Here is a 19,156-nt window from a genome sequence, read left to right as displayed (position 1 = left end):
GCTACAAATGTTGCCACACAAATGGAAGGAAAAGAATAAAGAATGATGGAGATACAACTATAGATGGCTGCTTACCTGGAAAGGAGATATAGCCATTTTTTATAGTGTACTTTATCGGATGCTTACAATGATATAGAGAAAGGACAATGTCCTACTCATGTCTCTGAGCCCGTATCTGAATATGGAGTTTCTGCACATCGTAGAGACACAGAAAAAGTATCGCAAATGATGACTCAGAAAATGTTAGATGAAGAATGTATTACTTTGTCGGAATCAAGGAGTCGAATTTTAAAAAAAGTTCATAATTATTTCCGCAAGCATGAAAGTGTTTATAGATAAAAGTGTACATGCATCTATAGAAGAATTTTATGATATCGCTCTTTGGGGCATCTTGCGTTGGATGAGCAGACTGTAATTAATAAAATGAATCGATTGTATGATGCCATGGAAGCTTTAGGTGATTATGCTAGGATATATTCTAAAGCACGTTTAAAGAAAGAATGGATTGAAAAAGAATACGGAGAATTTATTTGTGAGGATTTCCATTTTGCATACCAAATTTATACTCTACCTGATGGCGAAGAAATTGTGAGAATACACGATGCATGTCATAGCTTAATATATCACGAATAATGAACAGGGAATATTTACTCTGTTCTGTAATTATCTCAAATTCCTAAAATACGCCCGCACCTTCCGCATAATCTTGATTCCCATCACTACGCCATCAAATATGGCCATACCGGTATTGAACGAACGCATGATTGCATCCGCCTTGTTGGTTGCCGGAGCAAGTGGAGCAAATATTTCGCGTGTAGTAGCTGTCATGGCCTTTTTTTGAGCATGGATCTCATTTAAAAGCTTCTTTTTACGTTCGGCAATCTCTTCTAATGTAAATTTCTGCGGGGTCTGCGCATTCATAATTTATTTATTTGAATCAGTTAAAAATAAATTAGCGAGGAAGTTCACCATTGGAGAAATGATGAGCTGCTTGCGGAAAATAATAACCAAGGCGATGAGAACAACATTGATGCCTGCTATGATGGCGAAACTCGACATCAGACCGCCCACTAAAGGCTCCAATATATAAGCAAGAGCAAAAAGCAGATAAAACAGGGCAACCATGCCAAGGATAATAAGTACTAATATCATAATTAACGTGGAAAAAAGTATGGTTAACTTTTCCGTCAATTCTAATTTGGTATATTCTTTTTGAAGCTCCAGATATTTCTTAAACTCAAAAAATAACTGCTGAAAATTCTCAATACTTTTATCGTCTGCAAACATAGTCGCTCTGTTTTTAGTCTTTGGTTACTTACTTATTCTGCTATTTCTCCTTTCATCTCCGCAGCAATCTCATCAACGAGAGTTTCCATTTCGCTACGGTTTAGTTTGATTCCTTTTTTACGAAGAATTTCTGCGATTTTGTGACGGGTATCTTCGCCTTTTTCAGGAGCAAATAAAATACCAAGGGCTGCGCCTACGGCTGCACCACCCAGAAAAGCTGCTAAAACATTCAATCCTTTCATAATGTATAATGTTTAAAATGATTATGATACAACAAATATAACATTTTTATGGAAAGGTTGTTCATGAAAATAGAAAAAAAGTGCTTTGTTTTATAATTCTTTTTTCTTTAGTGGTTTAATCTTATTTAACTGACTTTCGTAGCTAACCTTTGACGGTTAAGGCGTACTTTTGTTTTCGAATATTGTAAATCAAAACATAATGGAAGCTAAAATTGTTTTTATAACCGGTGCCAGTAGCGGAATTGGAGAAGGTTGTGCCCGTAAATTTGCGAAGGAGGGATGGAATCTGATTCTGAATGCCCGTACCGTTTCGAAACTGGAAGAACTGAAAGCCGAACTGGAAGCGACGCATGGTGTACGGGTTTGTGTATTGCCCTTTGATGTACGTGATCGGAAGCTGGCTACCGCCTCTTTGGAATCATTGCCCGAAGAATGGAAGGCGATTGATGTGTTGGTGAACAACGCCGGACTGGTGATCGGCGTGGATAAAGAATTCGAGGGTAACCTGGATGAATGGGATGTCATGATCGATACGAATATAAGAGGACTGCTGGCAATGACGCGTTTGGTGGTGCCCGGTATGGTAGAACGCGGGCGCGGACATATTATTAATATCGGCTCTATTGCCGGTGATGCCGCTTATCCGGGAGGTAGTGTGTATTGCGCAACGAAAGCTGCCGTGAAAGCTCTTTCAGACGGACTCCGGATCGATTTGGTGGATACTCCGTTGAGAGTGACGAACATCAAACCGGGAATGGTGGAGACGAACTTTACAGTGGTGCGTTACCGGGGAGATAAGGAAGCGGCTGATAATTTTTATAAAGGGATTCGTCCGTTGACAGGAGATGACATTGCGGAAACGGTTTATTTTGCCGCGTCGGCTCCTGCGCATATTCAGATTGCGGAGGTGCTTTTGATGCCTACTTATCAGGCAACGGGTACTATTTCGTATAAGAAAAAGCCGGAATAGACGTTTTTTTGACGGATTTCTTTGCCGGATGATAAAATTTCTATTATTTTGTTGCCCGAAACTAAATGTAATAGACGAGAATATTGAATTATTAATTAAAACAGAGTATAGGAATATGAAAAAATTAGTCGTATTAGGAATGGGAGTATGCTTGGTGCTAGCATTTGCATCTTGTAAATCCAGCGAAAGTGCCTATAAGAAAGCTTACGAAAAAGCGAAACAACAAGAATTGGCAGAACCGCAGGTGGAAGCTCCGGTAGAAGTAACTCCGGTGGTTGCAGCTCCTGTGACAACTACTAAAGTGGCAGATACATCCGGCGTTCGTCAGGAAAAGGTTACAGTGGTCTCCGGCAACGAAGGGTTGAAAGATTATAGCGTCGTAGCAGGTAGCTTTGGTGTGAAAGCAAATGCAGAAGGCCTGAAAGATTGGTTGGATGGACAGGGATATCACTCTACGATTGCATTTAATGCTGACAAGGCAATGTATCGTGTTATCGTAAACTCATTTGCTGATAAGGCTGCTGCAGCTGAAGCTCGCGACGCATTCAAGGCTAAATATCCGAACCGTTCGGATTTCCAGGGTGCTTGGTTGCTGTATCGCGTATATTGATTTCTTTTTGGTAATATATATTGGAAAGAACGAACGTTTTTTCCGAATAAGAAGGCGGTAACTGGGAAGTTACTGCTTTTTTATTGAAAATGAGTGACTTTTTTCGTTTAGATATTTTTATCTTTCTACTAAAAGAAGTTATAAATGATAGGAGGGAAACTTTTATAGCAAAGAAAGTTTTTACTTTTGTCAACTCTTAATTTGGAGAATGTATTGCCTGAATGTGAATAAGGCATTAATTATAGAGATTGAATGGAACAAAAATATGTAATGGCTGCTATCGACGCGGCTTTAAAAGCAGGTGAAAAGATTCTTTCTATTTATAATGATCCGGCATCGGACTTTGAAATAGAGAGGAAGGCTGATAACTCTCCGCTAACTATAGCAGACAGAAAAGCGCATGAAGCGATTGCGGCTATTCTGAATGATACTCCTTTTCCTGTTCTTAGTGAAGAAGGGAAGCATCTAGGGTATGAGACTCGGCGTGAGTGGGATTCTTTATGGATTGTAGATCCTCTGGATGGAACGAAGGAGTTTATCAAGCGTAATGGAGAGTTTACGGTAAATATCGCTTTGGTGCAGAATTCTGTACCTGTGTTCGGTGTTATTTATGTACCTGTGAAAAAAGAACTTTATTTCGGGATTGAAGGTGCAGGGGCGTATAAATGTTCCGGTATTGTCAGTTTGGAAGGTGACGGCGCGGCATTGGAAGAACTGATCGGGAAATCGGAACGGATACCTTTGAAGGAAGTGCGCGATCACCTGATTGTGGTTGCTTCACGTTCGCACCTGTCGCCTGAAACAGAATCATATATTGCAGATTTAAAGAAGAAACACGGCAGTGTGGAGTTGATTTCGAGTGGAAGTTCTATTAAAATCTGTCTGGTTGCTGAAGGAAAGGCTGATGTATATCCGCGTTTCGCTCCGACAATGGAGTGGGATACGGCCGCAGGGCATGCGATAGCCCGTGCCGCAGGGATGGAAGTATATCAGGCTGGAAAGGAAGAGCCTTTACGATATAATAAGGAGGATTTATTGAATCCGTGGTTTGTCGTTGAGTCAAAAAGAGAACACTAAATAATGTTTATATGACATTTGAAATTGTATTTGTACTATTATCCCTATTAGGAATGGTAGCGGCTTTGGTAGCGGATAAGATGCGACCGGGCATGATACTTTTTTCGGTAGTGGTTTTGTTTCTGTGTGCCGGTATCCTGACTCCTAAGGAGATGCTGGAAGGGTTTAGTAATAAAGGGATGATTACCGTTGCTCTGCTGTTTTTAGTGAGTGAAGGTATTCGTCAGTCGGGTACACTGGGGCAAGTGATAAAGAAGTTGCTTCCGCAAGGAAAGACGACGGTGTTTAAAGCACAGTTACGTATCTTACCTTCGGTGGCATTTATTTCTGCTTTTCTGAACAATACGCCTGTCGTGGTTATTTTTGCCCCGATTATCAAGCATTGGGCTAAATCGGTGAATCTCCCGGCTACGAAGTTCTTGATTCCTCTTTCTTATGTGACTATTTTGGGAGGTATCTGTACGTTGATCGGTACTTCTACCAACCTGGTGGTGCATGGAATGATATTGGAAGCCGGATTTGAAGGCTTCTCCATGTTCGAACTTGGAAAGGTGGGAATATTTATTGCTATTGCCGGGATTATTTATATATTTCTTTTTTCCAAGCGTCTTTTGCCGGATGCACGCCCGGACACGGCTGTGCCGGATGAGGAGGTAGAGGAAGGAGAAAAGTTGCATCGGGTAGAGGCTGTTTTAGGTGCCCGTTTTCCTGGTATCAATAAAAAACTGAAGGATTTTAATTTCCAACGTCATTACGGTGCAGAGGTAAAAGAGATTAAAACACGTAACGGACAACGTTTTGTGTCGAATCTGGAGGATGTGGTACTTCACGAAGGAGATACGCTGGTGGTGATGGCTGATGATACATTTATCCCGACATGGGGTGAATCTTCTGTATTCGTTTTGTTGACGAACGGAAATGAACCGGATACTACCGGAAAGAAAAAACGGTGGTTTGCTTTGTTATTGTTGGTTCTGATGATTGTCGGCGCAACGGTGGGTGAACTTCCGGTAACAAAGGAGATGTTTCCGGATATCAAGTTGGATATGTTTTTCTTTGTGTCTATCACTACTATTATTATGGCATGGACAAATCTGTTCCCAGCCCGTAAATATACTAAATATATTTCGTGGGATATATTGATTACGATTGCTTGTGCTTTTGCTATCAGCAAAGCAATGGTGAACTCCGGTGTGGCGGATAGCGTTGCGAAGTTTATTATCGGATTGAGTGATGATTATGGTCCGTACGTATTGCTCGCGATGTTGTTTATCATTACGAATTTGTTTACGGAACTGATAACGAATAATGCTGCGGCTGCCTTGGCTTTCCCGCTGGCATTGTCGATTGCTTCGCAATTGGGAGTAAGTCCTACACCATTCTTTGTGGTGATTTGTATGGCTGCGTCTGCAAGTTTCTCAACGCCTATCGGTTATCAGACGAATCTGATTGTGCAAGGTATCGGCAACTATAAGTTTACGGATTTTGTACGTATCGGATTGCCACTTAATATTATAACTTTCTTAATATCTATTATCCTGATCCCGTTGATTTGGAACTTTTAATAAATAAATAAATTTGTAAATGGAAGAAAAGAACCATATATATCCGATATTTGACCGCATGATGACGCGGCAGGACAAGGAAGAGCTTTTGGGACAGCACAGTGTGATGATCTGGTTTACCGGATTGAGCGGTTCCGGAAAGAGCACGATTGCTATTGCATTGGAACGCGAACTCCACAAGCGCGGATTGCTTTGCCGTATCTTGGATGGGGATAATATCCGTAGTGGAATTAATAATAACCTGGGATTCTCCGAAACGGACCGGGTGGAAAATATTCGTCGTATAGCTGAAGTGTCTAAGCTGTTTCTGGATAGTGGCATCATTACAATTGCTGCATTTATCAGCCCTAATAATGATATTCGCGAAATGGCTGCAAATATTATCGGTAAGGATGATTTCCTGGAAGTTTTCGTTAGCACTCCGCTGGAGGAATGTGAGAAACGTGATGTGAAAGGCTTATATGCGAAGGCGCGGAAAGGGGAGATTCAGAATTTTACAGGAATTTCCGCACCATTCGAGGTCCCGGAACATCCGGCTTTGTCACTGGATACTTCCAAATTGACTTTGGAGGAATCGGTGAACCGTTTGTTGGAGCTTGTTTTGCCAAAAGTGAAGAGTATAAAATGAAGAATGACGAATGAGGAATGAAGAATTAGTGTGCGGTTATCTGCAAATTCATGATTCGTAATTCATAATTTTTAAAATAATGGAAGAATATAAATTAAGCCACTTGAAGGAACTCGAAGCCGAGTCTATTCATATCATCCGCGAGGTGGCGGCGGAATTTGAGAATCCGGTGATGCTTTACAGTATCGGAAAGGATTCTTCGGTGATGGTACGCTTGGCTGAAAAAGCGTTTTATCCGGGTAAAGTGCCATTCCCATTGATGCACATCGACTCGAAATGGAAATTTAAGGAGATGATTCAGTTCCGTGATGAATATGCGAAGAAGCACGGATGGAATCTGATCGTGGAAAGTAATATGGAGGCTTTTCATGCAGGGGTAGGACCTTTTACGCATGGAAGCAAAGTGCATACAGACTTGATGAAGACGCAGGCATTGCTTCATGCGCTGGATAAATATAAGTTTGATGCAGCATTTGGTGGTGCCCGCCGTGATGAGGAAAAGTCACGCGCGAAGGAACGTATTTTCTCTTTCCGGGATAAATTTCATCAATGGGACCCGAAAAATCAGCGTCCTGAATTGTGGGATATTTATAATGCCCGTGTGCACAAGGGAGAAAGTATCCGTGTATTCCCGATTAGCAACTGGACAGAGCTGGACATCTGGCAGTATATTCGTCTGGAGAATATTCCGATTGTTCCGCTTTATTATGCTAAAGAACGTCCGGTGATTAATTTGGATGGTAATATTATTATGGCAGATGATGAGCGTTTGCCTGAAAAGTACCGGGATCAGATTGAAATGAAGATGGTGCGTTTCCGTACGTTGGGCTGCTGGCCTCTGACTGGGGCGGTGGAAAGTGGAGCTGCTACAATCGAAGAGATTGTGGAAGAAATGATGACTACCACCAAGAGTGAGCGTACTACTCGCGTGATTGATTTTGATCAGGAGGGTAGTATGGAACAAAAGAAACGTGAAGGATACTTTTAATTGTAACTAGTAATGGCAGATAATAAATTAGATATAAAAGCTTTTCTGGACAAGGATGAACAGAAAGACTTATTGAGACTGTTGACTGCGGGTTCGGTGGATGACGGAAAATCAACATTGATCGGACGCTTGTTATTTGACAGTAAGAAATTGTATGAAGATCAACTGGATGCACTGGAACGTGATAGTAAGCGTGTAGGAAATGCAGGTGAGCATATCGACTATGCGTTATTGCTGGATGGTTTGAAGGCTGAACGTGAACAGGGAATTACTATTGATGTGGCTTATCGCTATTTTTCTACTAATGGCCGAAAATTTATCATCGCAGATACTCCGGGGCACGAGCAGTACACCCGTAACATGATTACCGGCGGATCTACGGCGAACTTGGCTGTCATTTTGGTGGATGCCCGTACGGGAGTGATTACCCAGACTCGTCGTCACACTTTCTTGGTGTCTTTGCTGGGTATCAAACATGTGGTGTTGGCTGTCAATAAGATGGACTTGGTGGATTTCTCGGAAGAGCGTTTTAATGAGATCGTGGCTGACTATAAGACGTTTGTTGCTCCGTTGGGTATTCCAGATGTAAACTGTATTCCGCTCTCTGCATTGGATGGGGATAATGTGGTGGATAAGTCTGAACGTACTCCGTGGTACAAGGGGATTTCTTTGCTTGATTTCCTTGAAACGGTTCATATTGACAATGACCACAACTTTACGGATTTCCGTTTCCCGGTTCAGTATGTGCTTCGTCCGAATTTGGATTTCAGAGGATTTTGCGGTAAAGTTGCGTCAGGGATTGTTCGCAAAGGCGATACAGTGATGGCACTTCCTTCCGGAAAAACATCTAAGGTGAAGAGCATCGTGACTTATGACGGAGAGTTGGATTATGCTTTCCCACCGCAGTCTGTGACATTGACATTGGAGGATGAAATTGACGTGTCGCGTGGTGAGATGTTGGTGCATCCTGACAATTTGCCGACTGTGGATCGTAACTTCGAAGCTATGATGGTGTGGATGGATGAAGAGCCGATGGATATTAATAAATCGTTCTTTATTAAGCAGACTACCAATTTGAGCCGTACGCGCATCGATACAATAAAGTATAAGGTGGATGTGAATACAATGGAACATCTGTCTCTGGAGAATGGTCAGTTGACCAAAGAAACTTTGCCTTTGCAATTGAATCAGATTGCCCGCGTGGTGTTGACTACAGCTAAAGAGCTGTTCTTTGATCCTTATAAGAAAAATAAATCGTGCGGTTCCTTTATCTTGATTGATCCGATCACCAATAATACTTCTGCAGTAGGTATGATTATCGACCGGGTGGAAATGAAAGATATGAGTGACACGGAAGATATTCCGGTATTGGATATGACGAAGCTGGGAATTGCTCCGGAACATTATGAAGCGGTAGAAAAAGCTGTGAAGGAGTTGGAACGCCAAGGCTTGGCCGTACGACTAATAAAATAGATTGTTAAACAATAAATTGAAAACAGAAAATGACAGCATCCTGTCATTTTTAATTTTTAATCTTTAATTTTAAATTAACAAAGTGGGATTACTCGAATTTAATAAACTTCCGATTAATACATTGGTAGGTGCCGACTGGAAGACATTCAAGGCTATCACTGCCGGTCGTGAAATTGATGCAGCCTACAAGGGGAAATATCGATTGACCAAGGCTGTGTGTCGCTTGCTTTCTCCATTGGCGGCATTACAAGACAAGCGTTACGAGAAACTGCTCGCTAATCAGTCGTTAGAGCATGATCCGGTATTCATTCTGGGACACTGGCGAAGCGGAACTACGTTTGTGCATAATGTGTTCTCTTGTGACAAGCATTTTGGGTATAACACTACTTATCAGACTGTATTTCCTCATCTGATGATGTGGGGACAACCTTTCTTCAAAAAGAATATGAGTTGGCTGATGCCGGATAAGCGTCCGACGGATAATATGGAACTGGCAGTGGATCTTCCTCAGGAAGAGGAGTTTGCTTTGTCGAACATGATGCCTTATACCTATTATAATTTCTGGTTTCTGCCGAAATATCAGCAGGAGTATGCCGATAAATATCTTTTGTTTGATGACATTACGGATGCCGAATTGAAGGTGTTTGAAGAGGTATTCACTAAATTGATTAAGATTTCTTTGTGGAATACTCACGGAACTCAATTCCTTAGTAAGAATCCTCCGCATACCGGAAGGGTGAAGGAATTGGTGAAAATGTTCCCGAATGCTAAGTTTATCTACCTGATGCGTAACCCGTATACCGTATTCGAATCTACACGCAGTTTCTTTACAAATACGATTCAACCGTTGAAGTTACAGGATGTCAGCAATGAACAATTGGAGGAAAATATCCTTTCTATCTATGCAAAGCTTTATCATAAGTATGAATCGGATAAGAAATTTATTCCGGAAGGTAACCTGATAGAAGTGAAATTTGAAGATTTCGAAGCGGATGCGATGGGAATGACGGAAAATATTTATAAGTCTCTTTCTATCCCGGGATTTGCCGAAGCGCGTAATGATATAGAAAAATACGTGGGCGGAAAGAAGGGATATAAGAAGAATAAATATAAATATGACGACCGTACGATTCAATTGGTAGAAAAGAACTGGGATTTTGCTTTGAAACAATGGGATTATAATTTATAAGAAGAAAAAGAAAGGAAAAGTATTGATGATTCAGAAAAGCATTCATCGCCTGTTGATGACAGGTTTCGTTGCATTTATTTCTTCCTTGTCTTTGATGGCGCAACATAAAGTCGAAATGCTTCCTTTCGGGAACATGGATCAATGGGTGGACCGTCAGATAAAGGAGTCGAGCATTATTGGCGGAAATACTAAGAATGTATATGCGATAGGGCCGACGTCGGTGATTAAGGGGGATCAGGTTTATAAGAATATGGGCGGATCGCCTTGGGCTACTTCGAATGTGATGGCGAAAGTGGCCGGTATTACGAAAACCAATACTTCGGTTTTCCCGGAGAAGCGGGGAGATGGATACTGTGCACGTTTGGATACGCGCATGGAAAGTGTGAAAGTGCTGGGATTGGTTAATATTACGGTGCTGGCGGCAGGTTCTGTCTTTACCGGTTCGGTGCATGAACCCATTAAGGGTACTAAAAATCCGCAGAAAATGTTGCAGACGGGTATTCCGTTTACAAAAAAACCGGTTGCTCTTCAGTTTGATTACAAGGTGAAGATGTCTGACCGGGAGAATCGTATTCGTGCTACCGGTTTCAGTAAGATTACGGATGTGCCCGGAAAAGATTATCCGGCAGCTATCCTGTTTCTGCAAAAACGTTGGGAAGACGCTAATGGAAATGTGTACGCGAAACGGATAGGGACAATGGTGACTTATTATTATCACTCCACGGACTGGAAAAATAATGCGACCTATGAGATTATGTATGGCGACATAACGAATCGTCCGGAATATAAGTCGCACATGATGCGCCTGCAAGTGACAGAAAGTTATACGGTGAACAGCAAAGGTGAAAGTGTACCTATTCATGAAGTGGCTTGGGGAGATGAAAATGACGTTCCTACTCATATGTGTCTTCAGTTCACATCCAGTCATGGGGGAGCTTATATCGGTTCTCCGGGAAATACATTATGGATTGACAATGTAAAACTGGTATATTAAAAGTATATAGACCAAAAAGAGAAATAGTCAGTGATAGCATTTATCATTGACTATTTTTTTGTTTTAATTCTTTTGTCACAAACCCTTTCAGATGCCTTCTGGAGTTATCTAAGACTTTTATCGCTCTATAAAAATCTATGAATGAATGAAAATTTACGTGTTTTTTTGTTTGTGTTATATTAAATATCTATATTTGCACCAAATTTAGAAAGAAGGATGACGTTTATTGTCTCTTAGTCAGGTGTAGAACATTTGGGTTGTGTATCTATCCTGTAAGACAATTGAAATATATTATTTACTAAAATAAATTGAGATGAAAAAGGGTTTATTGTTTATTTTATTGGCAGCAGCATCTGTATGTTTGCCTGCACAAGAAAAAGAAAATGCAGCAAAGAGTTATAGAGTGGAAACTAACCGCTTTGGTGCTAACTGGTTTATTAGTGGTGGCGTTGGCGCACAAATGTATTTTGGCGACAATGATGGTAAAGCCGATTTCGGAAAACGTCTTGCTCCGGCACTTGACATTGCTGTAGGTAAGTGGTTTACTCCAGGTATCGGATTGCGTGTAGCTTACAATGGTCTTCAGGCTAAAGGTGCTACTCCTTATGCTAACGGTCCGCTTGTAGACGGAGGACAGTACTCTAATGGTTACTACAAAGAAAAATGGAATGTTGTTAACCTTCACGGAGACGTATTGTTGAACCTTACCAATATGTTCTGTGGTTATAAAGAAGATCGTCTGTACTCATTCATTCCTTATGTAGGTGCTGGATTTGTACACACAGGTAAAGGTCCGGGTTATGATGAACTGGGTATCAATGCCGGTTTGATCAACCGTTTCCGTCTGTCTTCAGCTTTGGATCTTAACGTTGAATTGCGCGGACTTTTGATGAAAGGCGCATTTGGTAACTCAGGTCCTGAAGGATTGGCTGGTCTGACTGTAGGTGTTACTTACAAGTTCAAGAAACGTGGCTGGGATGCTGTTCCTACTGTACCTATGGTTCCGGAAAGCCAGTTGAACGACATGAGAGATAGAGTAAACGCTCTGAAGGGTGAAAACGAATCTTTGAAACGTGACTTGGTTGAAGCACGTAACAAGAAACCGGAAGTGATCGTTAAGAAAGAAGCTGGTTTCATTCCACGTTTCGTTGTTGTATTCAATATCGGAAAGAGCAACATCAGCAAGAGAGAGTACATGAATATCGAAGCTATGGCTAAGGGTATCAAAGCAACTGATAAAGTATTTACTGTAACAGGTTATGCTGATAAAGGTACTGGATCTGCTGAATATAACATGAAATTGAGTAAGAAGAGAGCTGAAGCTGTTCGTGACCTGATGGTTAATGAATTTGGTGTTCCTGCTTCTCAGTTGAAGGTTGATTACAAGGGTGGCGTAAGCAACATGTTCTATGATGATGCTAAGTTGAGCCGTGTAGCTATTGTTGAAGAATAATATACATTTGAAATAATAGAATAAAAGAGACGTTTCCTTTCACGGGAAGCGTCTTTTTTTGTATTTTTGTACCCCATGAGCAGAATAGTAGCAATAGATTATGGAAGAAAGCGTACTGGGATAGCTGTGAGCGATACAATGCAGTTGATCGCAAACGGATTGACAACGGTGCCTACGCATGAACTTCTGAACTTTATCGGTGAATATATGGCTAAAGAACCGGTGGAGCGGATTATTATTGGATTGCCAAAGCAAATGAATAATGAGGTTTCGGAGAATATGAAGAATATAGAACCTTTTGTTCGTTCGCTTAAGAAACGCTATCCGGACCTTCCGGTCGAATATGTGGACGAACGGTTCACTTCTGTTCTTGCGCACCGTACCATGCTGGAGGCCGGTCTGAAGAAAAAGGACCGCCAAAACAAAGCATTGGTGGATGAGATAAGTGCTACTATTATTTTGCAAACATATTTGGAGAGTAAACGTTTTTAATAGAAGATATTGAATAACTTAATTTTTAGTAGAGTATAAAAATATGATTTTACCTATTTATGTATATGGTCAGCCTGTATTGAGAAAGGTTGCAGAGGACATAACACCGGATTATCCGAACCTGAAAGAGTTGATTGAGAACATGTTTGAAACAATGGTACACGCCGACGGCGTAGGACTGGCTGCTCCGCAGATTGGTTTGCCTATTCGCGTGGTTACTATTACGCTGGATCCGCTTTCGGAAGAATATCCTGAATTCAAAGACTTCAATAAGGCTTATATCAATCCTCACATTTTGGAAGTCGGGGGCGAAGAAGTGAGTATGGAAGAGGGATGTCTCAGTCTTCCCGGTATTCATGAAACAGTGAAAAGAGGTGATAAAATTCGTGTGAAATATATGGACGAGAACTTCGTGGAGCATGAAGAAGAGGTAGAAGGTTATCTGGCTCGGGTGATGCAGCATGAATTCGATCATTTGGATGGTAAGATGTTTATCGATCATATCTCACCACTTCGTAAGCAGATGATTAAAGGAAAGCTGAATACGATGTTGAAGGGAAAAGCACGCAGTTCTTATAAGATGAAACAGGTGAAATAAAGATAAAAAACGTTTATATCCCTGTTAAGTAAGCGAAAAGCATTATTTTTGCTTCGTTTACAAGCATAAAATATCAATGGTAAAAAGAATCTTAACAGTTTTATTACTGTTCCCAACGCTGGTGTGTGCTCAGATAAATACGGATCGGGTGATGACTATTGCCCGAAACGCTCTTTATTTTGAGGATTATGTACTTTCTATTCAGTACTTTAACCAGGTTATTAACGCTAAACCTTATCTGTATGAGCCCTATTTCTTCAGAGCATTGGCAAAACTAAATCTGGAGGATTTTCAGGGTGCTGAAACTGACTGTGATGCGGCTATCCAACGCAATCCGTTTGTGGTGGGGGCTTATCAGATTCGTGGTTTGGCTAGGATTCGTCAGAGTAAATTTGATGGAGCGATTGAGGATTACAAGAAAGCATTGCATTATGATCCGGAGAATATTACCTTATGGCATAACTTGACATTATCCCATATCCAGAAGAAAGATTATGATGCTGCGAAAGAGGATTTGGAAAGTTTGCTGAAAGTGTCTCCGCGTTATACCCGCGCATATTTGATGAGGGGGGAAGTATCTTTGCAACAGAAGGATACGATTGCTGCCTTGAATGACTTCAATAAGGCTCTTGAATTGGATAAATATGATCCGGACGCATGGTCTGCAAGAGCGATCGTTAAATTACAGCAGGCTAAGTATGCGGAAGCTGAAGCGGATTTCAACCGCGCTATTCCTTTGAGTGCTAAGAATGCGGGAAATTATATAAACCGTGCGTTGGCACGTTTTCATCAGAATAATTTGAGAGGCGCTATGAGCGATTATGATCTGGCGTTGGATATTGATCCGAATAACTTTATCGGCCATTATAACCGTGGTTTGTTGCGTGCTCAGGTAGGAGATGACAACCGGGCTATTGAAGATTTTGACTTTGTCATCAAAATGGAGCCGGATAATATGATGGCTGTCTTTAACCGTGGATTACTACGTGCGCAAACGGGTGATTATCGTGGGGCTATACAAGATTACACAACCGTTATCAACCAGTATCCGAACTTCCTTGCCGGATATTACCAGCGTTCGGAAGCTCGCAGAAAGATTGGCGACAAGAAAGGAGCGGAGCAGGACGAATTTAAAGTCATGAAAGCTCAGATAGATAAGCAGAACGGTGTGACGAATAAAGATGTAGCACAGAATAAGGATAAGGAAGACGAAGATGAAGGCGGAGAGAAGACCCGTAAGAAATCGGATAAGAATATGAATAATTATCGTAAGATAGTGATTGCCGATGATTCTGAAGCTGAACAACGCTATACAAGTGATTATCGTGGACGTGTGCAGGATAAGAACGTAAATATAACGATGGAGCCGATGTTTGCTTTGACTTATTATGAGAAGATGAGTGACGTGAAGCGTTCGGTGAACTTCCACAAATATATTGAGGATTTAAACCGTACGGGTGTACTTCCGAAACGTCTTCGCATCACGAATATGGAAGCTCCGTTGACGGAAGAACAGGTGAAAGTGCATTTTGCCTTGATCGATACACATACATCGGCTATTGTGGAAGATGAAAAGAATGCTTCGAAACGTTTTGCCCGTGCTATTGATTTTTATCTGGTGCAGGATTTCTCGAGCGCGGTTTCTGATTTGACTCAGACAATCTTGCTGGATGGTGATTTCTTCCCGGCATATTTTATGCGTGCATTGATTCGTTGTAAACAGTTGGAATATCAAAAGGCTGAACAAGCTGTTGAAACAGATGTTGTTCCTGGTGATAATAAGCGTAAAGAGATTACTGCGGTAGATTATGAAGTAGTGAGAAAAGATTTGGATAAGGTGATTAATCTGGCTCCGGACTTTGTATATGCATATTATAATCGTGCTAATGTTTCTGCCATGCTGAAAGATTACCGGGCTGCAATTGCCGACTATGATAAGGCGATTGAGTTGAATCCTGATTTTGCGGACGCATATTTCAACCGTGGACTGACTCATATTTTCTTAGGAAATAATAAGCTGGGTATTTCAGATTTGAGTAAAGCCGGTGAGTTGGGGATTGTTTCTGCTTATAATGTCATCAAACGTTTTACAGATCAATCGGAATAACATTTTTTTGATAAAAAATAGAAAACTCAAAAGATTTAGTTACTTTTGCGTTCAAATTATGAAAATATAACATCATCATATTATGATAAAGATAACATTTCCCGATGGCTCCGTTCGTGAGTATAACGAAGGAGTGAACGGTTTACAGATTGCTGAAAGTATCAGCTCGCGTCTGGCACAGGAAGTGCTGGCGTGTGGCGTGAACGGCGAGACTTATGATTTAGGACGTCCTATTAATGAAGATGCTAATTTTGTTCTTTATAAATGGGATGATGAAGAAGGTAAACATGCGTTTTGGCATACAAGTGCACACTTGCTGGCGGAAGCTTTGCAGGAACTTTATCCGGGTATCCAGTTTGGTATAGGGCCGGCTATCGAGAACGGATTCTACTATGATGTGGATCCGGGTGAAGCTGTGATTAAAGAAAGTGACCTTCCTGCCATTGAAGCTAAAATGTTGGAACTGGCTGCAAAGAAAGAAGATGTAGTCAGAAAAAGCATCGCAAAGACAGATGCTCTGAAAATGTTTGGCGATCGTGGCGAAACATACAAATGTGAATTGATCTCCGAACTGGAAGACGGACACATTACAACTTATACCCAGGGTGCATTTACTGACCTTTGTCGTGGTCCTCACTTGATGACGACTGCTCCGATCAAGGCTATCAAACTGACTGCTGTGGCTGGTGCTTACTGGCGTGGTCATGAAGATCGTAAGATGCTGACTCGTATTTATGGTATCACGTTCCCGAAAAAGAAAATGCTGGATGAATATCTGGTATTGCTGGAGGAAGCGAAGAAGCGTGACCACCGTAAGATCGGTAAAGAGATGCAGTTGTTTATGTTCTCTGAAACTGTTGGTAAGGGATTGCCTATGTGGTTGCCGAAAGGTACTGCATTGCGTCTGCGTCTGCAAGAGTTCTTGCGTCGTATCCAGACACGTTACGATTATCAGGAAGTAATCACTCCGCCAATCGGTAATAAATTGCTGTATGTGACTTCAGGGCACTATGCAAAATATGGTAAGGATGCATTCCAGCCTATTCATACTCCGGAAGAGGGTGAAGAGTATTTCTTGAAACCCATGAACTGTCCTCACCACTGTGAGATTTACAAGAACTTCCCACGTTCATATAAGGACCTTCCACTGCGTATTGCAGAATTTGGTACGGTTTGTCGTTATGAACAAAGTGGTGAGTTACACGGTTTAACTCGTGTTCGTAGCTTTACACAGGATGATGCGCATATCTTCTGCCGTCCGGAACAAGTGAAAGATGAATTCCTTCGTGTGATGGATATCATATCTATTGTGTTCCGTTCTATGGATTTCCAGAATTTTGAAGCACAGATATCTTTGCGTGATAAAGTGAACCGTGAAAAGTATATCGGTAGTGATGATAACTGGGAAAAGGCTGAACAGGCTATTATCGAGGCTTGTGCGGAAAAAGGCTTGCCTGCTAAGATTGAGTATGGAGAGGCAGCTTTCTATGGTCCTAAACTTGACTTTATGGTGAAAGACGCTATCGGTCGTCGTTGGCAGCTGGGTACGATCCAGGTTGACTACAACTTACCGGAACGTTTTGAACTTGAATATATGGGCTCTGACAATCAGAAGCATCGTCCGGTAATGATTCATCGTGCTCCGTTCGGATCAATGGAACGTTTTGTTGCCGTACTGATTGAACACACTGCCGGTAAGTTCCCATTGTGGCTGACACCGGAACAGGTAGTTATTCTGCCAATCAGTGAGAAGTTCAATGAATATGCAGAGCAGGTGAAGATGTATCTGAAGATGCACGAAATCCGTGCGATTGTGGATGACCGCAACGAAAAGATCGGCCGTAAGATCCGTGATAATGAAATGAAACGTATTCCTTATATGCTGATTGTCGGCGAAAAAGAAGCAGAAAATGGTGAAGTTTCTGTTCGTAGACAAGGCGAAGGGGACAAAGGAACCATGAAATTTGAAGAATTTGCTAAAATTTTGAACGAAGAAGTTCAGAATATGATAAATAAATGGTAACTTTGCAGCCGTTTCAGAATAAAATATTTAGTATAACAATAAAAAGATCAAACTAGGAAGTAAACGTTTTTAATGAAGAATGACACTCTAAAAGGGCAATACAGAATCAATGAACAGATTCGTGCCAAGGAAGTTCGCATAGTAAGCGATGATATTGAACCGAAAGTATATCCAATCTTTCAGGCTCTGAAAATGGCTGAAGAGAAAGAATTGGATTTAGTGGAAATTTCTCCTAATGCTCAACCCCCTGTTTGTCGTATTATTGATTATTCTAAATTTCTTTATCAATTAAAGAAACGCCAGAAGGAACAGAAAGCGAAGCAGGTTAAGGTTAATGTGAAGGAAATCCGTTTCGGACCCCAGACAGACGACCATGATTACAACTTTAAGTTGAAGCATGCTAAGGGATTTTTGGAAGATGGCGATAAAGTGAAGGCTTATGTATTCTTTAAAGGTCGTTCCATCCTTTTCAAGGAACAAGGTGAAGTGCTTTTGCTTCGTTTTGCAAATGACCTGGAAGACTATGCTAAAGTAGATCAAATGCCGATACTGGAAGGTAAGCGCATGACTATTCAGCTTTCTCCGAAAAAGAAAGAAGCTTCTAAAAAGCCGGCAACAGCTGGTGCGCCGAAACCTGCTCCTGTACAAAAAGCAGAGAAGCCGGAAACGGGCGAAGAATAAGAAAAGATGCGTAACGCGCAGGTATAGTGCGTTGCCATTATATATTTAATAATTTAAAAACAAGTAAGATGCCAAAGATGAAGACTAACTCCGGTTCTAAAAAAAGGTTTACCCTTACCGGAACAGGTAAAATCAAAAGAAAGCACGCTTTTCACAGTCACATTTTGACTAAGAAAACTAAGAAGAGAAAAAGAAATCTGTGCTACTCTACAACTGTTGATACAACAAATGTAAGCCAGGTTAAGGAACTCTTAGCAATGAAGTAATCAAAAGCGTAAAAGTATTATTAAAGTATTAACCGAATGCATTAGCCTGAAGTTCGCTGCGTGAAGTAGCGGCGCTAACATTCAAAAAAAGTAAAACTATGCCAAGATCAGTAAATCATGTTGCTTCAAAAGCAAGAAGAAAGAAAATTTTGAAATTAACCAGAGGTTACTTTGGTGCAAGAAAGAATGTATGGACCGTAGCTAAAAACACTTGGGAAAAGGGTTTGACTTACGCGTTCCGTGACCGTAGAAATAAGAAAAGAAACTTCCGCGCTCTTTGGATACAACGTATCAACGCTGCTGCACGTCTTGAAGGAATGTCTTATTCTAAATTGATGGGCGGTCTGCACAAAGCCGGTATTGAAATAAACCGTAAGGTTTTGGCTGATTTAGCTATGAATCACCCGGAAGCTTTCAAAGCTGTAGTTGCAAAAGCAAAAGCTGCTTAAGCATCAATAGTTTACGAGTTACAAAGTGTCAGTTACTAAGCTAGTAACTGACACTTTTCTTTTG

21 protein-coding genes are annotated in these 19,156 nt (G+C 41.2%); 18 read left to right on the top strand and 3 right to left on the bottom strand.

The annotated features are described in order from the left end of the window. Nucleotides 1–423 precede the first annotated feature (423 nt). Nucleotides 424–633, top strand: coding sequence for a hypothetical protein (locus I2I04_RS21825; RefSeq protein WP_195655861.1), 210 nt, complete (start codon nucleotides 424–426; stop codon nucleotides 631–633). A gap of 30 nt (nucleotides 634–663) precedes the next feature. On the opposite strand, the gene I2I04_RS21820 is transcribed toward I2I04_RS21825, so the two are convergent. The 3 genes from I2I04_RS21820 to I2I04_RS21810 are packed head-to-tail and all read right to left on the bottom strand — an operon-like array spanning nucleotide 664 to nucleotide 1,529. Beyond that, nucleotides 664–921: a hypothetical protein gene (locus I2I04_RS21820; RefSeq protein WP_143257439.1), complete on the bottom strand. Its 258-nt coding sequence runs from the start codon at nucleotides 919–921 to the stop codon at nucleotides 664–666. Nucleotides 922–924: 3 nt separating this feature from the next. Further along, entirely contained in the window at nucleotides 925–1,287 is a 363-nt protein-coding gene (locus tag I2I04_RS21815) for a phage holin family protein (protein WP_004297511.1), read from the bottom strand. A gap of 32 nt (nucleotides 1,288–1,319) precedes the next feature. Then, a complete protein-coding gene (locus I2I04_RS21810) occupies nucleotides 1,320–1,529 on the bottom strand; it encodes a YtxH domain-containing protein (protein WP_004297513.1) in 210 nt (69 codons plus the stop codon). A gap of 199 nt (nucleotides 1,530–1,728) precedes the next feature. Between I2I04_RS21810 and I2I04_RS21805 the strand changes: the two genes are divergently transcribed. From I2I04_RS21805 to rplT, 17 genes are all read left to right on the top strand, one after another. Beyond that, nucleotides 1,729–2,499 carry an SDR family oxidoreductase gene (locus I2I04_RS21805; protein ID WP_195655860.1) on the top strand — a complete coding sequence of 257 codons (771 nt, stop codon included), beginning with the start codon at nucleotides 1,729–1,731 and terminating at the stop codon, nucleotides 2,497–2,499. Between the two features lie 115 nt (nucleotides 2,500–2,614). Further along, nucleotides 2,615–3,109 carry an SPOR domain-containing protein gene (locus tag I2I04_RS21800; RefSeq protein WP_004307254.1) on the top strand — a complete coding sequence of 165 codons (495 nt, stop codon included), beginning with the start codon at nucleotides 2,615–2,617 and terminating at the stop codon, nucleotides 3,107–3,109. Nucleotides 3,110–3,361: 252 nt separating this feature from the next. Then, nucleotides 3,362–4,186 carry a 3'(2'),5'-bisphosphate nucleotidase CysQ gene (cysQ, locus tag I2I04_RS21795; protein ID WP_195470854.1) on the top strand — a complete coding sequence of 275 codons (825 nt, stop codon included), beginning with the start codon at nucleotides 3,362–3,364 and terminating at the stop codon, nucleotides 4,184–4,186. 11 nt (nucleotides 4,187–4,197) lie between these two features. Next, nucleotides 4,198–5,751 carry an SLC13 family permease gene (locus tag I2I04_RS21790; RefSeq protein ID WP_195470855.1) on the top strand — a complete coding sequence of 518 codons (1,554 nt, stop codon included), beginning with the start codon at nucleotides 4,198–4,200 and terminating at the stop codon, nucleotides 5,749–5,751. A gap of 19 nt (nucleotides 5,752–5,770) precedes the next feature. Beyond that, complete coding sequence (gene cysC, locus I2I04_RS21785) at nucleotides 5,771–6,379, top strand: adenylyl-sulfate kinase (protein WP_015531641.1); 609 nt, start codon at nucleotides 5,771–5,773, stop codon at nucleotides 6,377–6,379. A 76-nt stretch (nucleotides 6,380–6,455) separates the two neighbouring features. After that, nucleotides 6,456–7,367: a sulfate adenylyltransferase subunit CysD gene (gene cysD / locus I2I04_RS21780; protein ID WP_195470861.1), complete on the top strand. Its 912-nt coding sequence runs from the start codon at nucleotides 6,456–6,458 to the stop codon at nucleotides 7,365–7,367. Nucleotides 7,368–7,379: 12 nt separating this feature from the next. Continuing rightward, nucleotides 7,380–8,840, top strand: coding sequence for a sulfate adenylyltransferase subunit CysN (gene cysN / locus I2I04_RS21775; RefSeq protein WP_195655859.1), 1,461 nt, complete (start codon nucleotides 7,380–7,382; stop codon nucleotides 8,838–8,840). 82 nt (nucleotides 8,841–8,922) lie between these two features. Then, nucleotides 8,923–10,029 (top strand): sulfotransferase family protein, encoded by a 1,107-nt coding sequence (locus tag I2I04_RS21770; protein WP_143257443.1) that lies wholly within the window; start codon nucleotides 8,923–8,925, stop codon nucleotides 10,027–10,029. Nucleotides 10,030–10,054: 25 nt separating this feature from the next. Then, nucleotides 10,055–11,023 carry a PCMD domain-containing protein gene (locus I2I04_RS21765; protein ID WP_143257444.1) on the top strand — a complete coding sequence of 323 codons (969 nt, stop codon included), beginning with the start codon at nucleotides 10,055–10,057 and terminating at the stop codon, nucleotides 11,021–11,023. Nucleotides 11,024–11,336: 313 nt separating this feature from the next. Continuing rightward, entirely contained in the window at nucleotides 11,337–12,476 is a 1,140-nt protein-coding gene (locus I2I04_RS21760; RefSeq protein ID WP_185911467.1) for an OmpA family protein, read from the top strand. Nucleotides 12,477–12,551: 75 nt separating this feature from the next. Next, entirely contained in the window at nucleotides 12,552–12,968 is a 417-nt protein-coding gene (ruvX, locus tag I2I04_RS21755; protein WP_008021987.1) for a Holliday junction resolvase RuvX, read from the top strand. A 43-nt stretch (nucleotides 12,969–13,011) separates the two neighbouring features. Continuing rightward, entirely contained in the window at nucleotides 13,012–13,566 is a 555-nt protein-coding gene (gene def, locus I2I04_RS21750; RefSeq protein ID WP_004297529.1) for a peptide deformylase, read from the top strand. 76 nt (nucleotides 13,567–13,642) lie between these two features. After that, nucleotides 13,643–15,673 (top strand): tetratricopeptide repeat protein, encoded by a 2,031-nt coding sequence (locus I2I04_RS21745; RefSeq protein WP_195655858.1) that lies wholly within the window; start codon nucleotides 13,643–13,645, stop codon nucleotides 15,671–15,673. An 82-nt stretch (nucleotides 15,674–15,755) separates the two neighbouring features. Beyond that, entirely contained in the window at nucleotides 15,756–17,696 is a 1,941-nt protein-coding gene (gene thrS, locus I2I04_RS21740; RefSeq protein WP_143257446.1) for a threonine--tRNA ligase, read from the top strand. 72 nt (nucleotides 17,697–17,768) lie between these two features. Beyond that, on the top strand, nucleotides 17,769–18,377 hold the full coding sequence (gene infC / locus I2I04_RS21735) for a translation initiation factor IF-3 (protein ID WP_143257447.1): 609 nt from the start codon (nucleotides 17,769–17,771) through the stop codon (nucleotides 18,375–18,377). 68 nt (nucleotides 18,378–18,445) lie between these two features. Beyond that, complete coding sequence (gene rpmI / locus I2I04_RS21730; protein WP_004326827.1) at nucleotides 18,446–18,643, top strand: 50S ribosomal protein L35; 198 nt, start codon at nucleotides 18,446–18,448, stop codon at nucleotides 18,641–18,643. Between the two features lie 98 nt (nucleotides 18,644–18,741). Next, complete coding sequence (gene rplT, locus I2I04_RS21725) at nucleotides 18,742–19,092, top strand: 50S ribosomal protein L20 (RefSeq protein WP_004297540.1); 351 nt, start codon at nucleotides 18,742–18,744, stop codon at nucleotides 19,090–19,092. The last annotated feature ends 64 nt before the right edge of the window (nucleotides 19,093–19,156 follow it).

Source organism: Bacteroides sp. 1001136B_160425_E2 (assembly GCF_015559655.1).
Classification (GTDB): domain Bacteria; phylum Bacteroidota; class Bacteroidia; order Bacteroidales; family Bacteroidaceae; genus Bacteroides; species Bacteroides luhongzhouii.
The sequence above is the reverse complement of the archived record's forward strand: the minus strand, read 5'-3'. Positions and strand labels throughout refer to the sequence as shown.

What these genes read in the sequence shown, in the direction of transcription:
- I2I04_RS21825 (WP_195655861.1), top strand. Translation starts at nt 424, where the DNA reads ATGAATCGATTGTATGATGCCATGGAAGCTTTAGGTGATTATGCTAGG.
- I2I04_RS21820 (WP_143257439.1), bottom strand. Translation starts at nt 921, where the DNA reads ATGAATGCGCAGACCCCGCAGAAATTTACATTAGAAGAGATTGCCGAA.
- I2I04_RS21815 (WP_004297511.1), bottom strand. Translation starts at nt 1,287, where the DNA reads ATGTTTGCAGACGATAAAAGTATTGAGAATTTTCAGCAGTTATTTTTT.
- I2I04_RS21810 (WP_004297513.1), bottom strand. Translation starts at nt 1,529, where the DNA reads ATGAAAGGATTGAATGTTTTAGCAGCTTTTCTGGGTGGTGCAGCCGTA.
- I2I04_RS21805 (WP_195655860.1), top strand. Translation starts at nt 1,729, where the DNA reads ATGGAAGCTAAAATTGTTTTTATAACCGGTGCCAGTAGCGGAATTGGA.
- I2I04_RS21800 (WP_004307254.1), top strand. Translation starts at nt 2,615, where the DNA reads ATGAAAAAATTAGTCGTATTAGGAATGGGAGTATGCTTGGTGCTAGCA.
- cysQ (WP_195470854.1), top strand. Translation starts at nt 3,362, where the DNA reads ATGGAACAAAAATATGTAATGGCTGCTATCGACGCGGCTTTAAAAGCA.
- I2I04_RS21790 (WP_195470855.1), top strand. Translation starts at nt 4,198, where the DNA reads ATGACATTTGAAATTGTATTTGTACTATTATCCCTATTAGGAATGGTA.
- cysC (WP_015531641.1), top strand. Translation starts at nt 5,771, where the DNA reads ATGGAAGAAAAGAACCATATATATCCGATATTTGACCGCATGATGACG.
- cysN (WP_195655859.1), top strand. Translation starts at nt 7,380, where the DNA reads ATGGCAGATAATAAATTAGATATAAAAGCTTTTCTGGACAAGGATGAA.
- I2I04_RS21765 (WP_143257444.1), top strand. Translation starts at nt 10,055, where the DNA reads ATGATTCAGAAAAGCATTCATCGCCTGTTGATGACAGGTTTCGTTGCA.
- I2I04_RS21760 (WP_185911467.1), top strand. Translation starts at nt 11,337, where the DNA reads ATGAAAAAGGGTTTATTGTTTATTTTATTGGCAGCAGCATCTGTATGT.
- ruvX (WP_008021987.1), top strand. Translation starts at nt 12,552, where the DNA reads ATGAGCAGAATAGTAGCAATAGATTATGGAAGAAAGCGTACTGGGATA.
- def (WP_004297529.1), top strand. Translation starts at nt 13,012, where the DNA reads ATGATTTTACCTATTTATGTATATGGTCAGCCTGTATTGAGAAAGGTT.
- I2I04_RS21745 (WP_195655858.1), top strand. Translation starts at nt 13,643, where the DNA reads ATGGTAAAAAGAATCTTAACAGTTTTATTACTGTTCCCAACGCTGGTG.
- thrS (WP_143257446.1), top strand. Translation starts at nt 15,756, where the DNA reads ATGATAAAGATAACATTTCCCGATGGCTCCGTTCGTGAGTATAACGAA.
- infC (WP_143257447.1), top strand. Translation starts at nt 17,769, where the DNA reads ATGAAGAATGACACTCTAAAAGGGCAATACAGAATCAATGAACAGATT.
- rpmI (WP_004326827.1), top strand. Translation starts at nt 18,446, where the DNA reads ATGCCAAAGATGAAGACTAACTCCGGTTCTAAAAAAAGGTTTACCCTT.
- rplT (WP_004297540.1), top strand. Translation starts at nt 18,742, where the DNA reads ATGCCAAGATCAGTAAATCATGTTGCTTCAAAAGCAAGAAGAAAGAAA.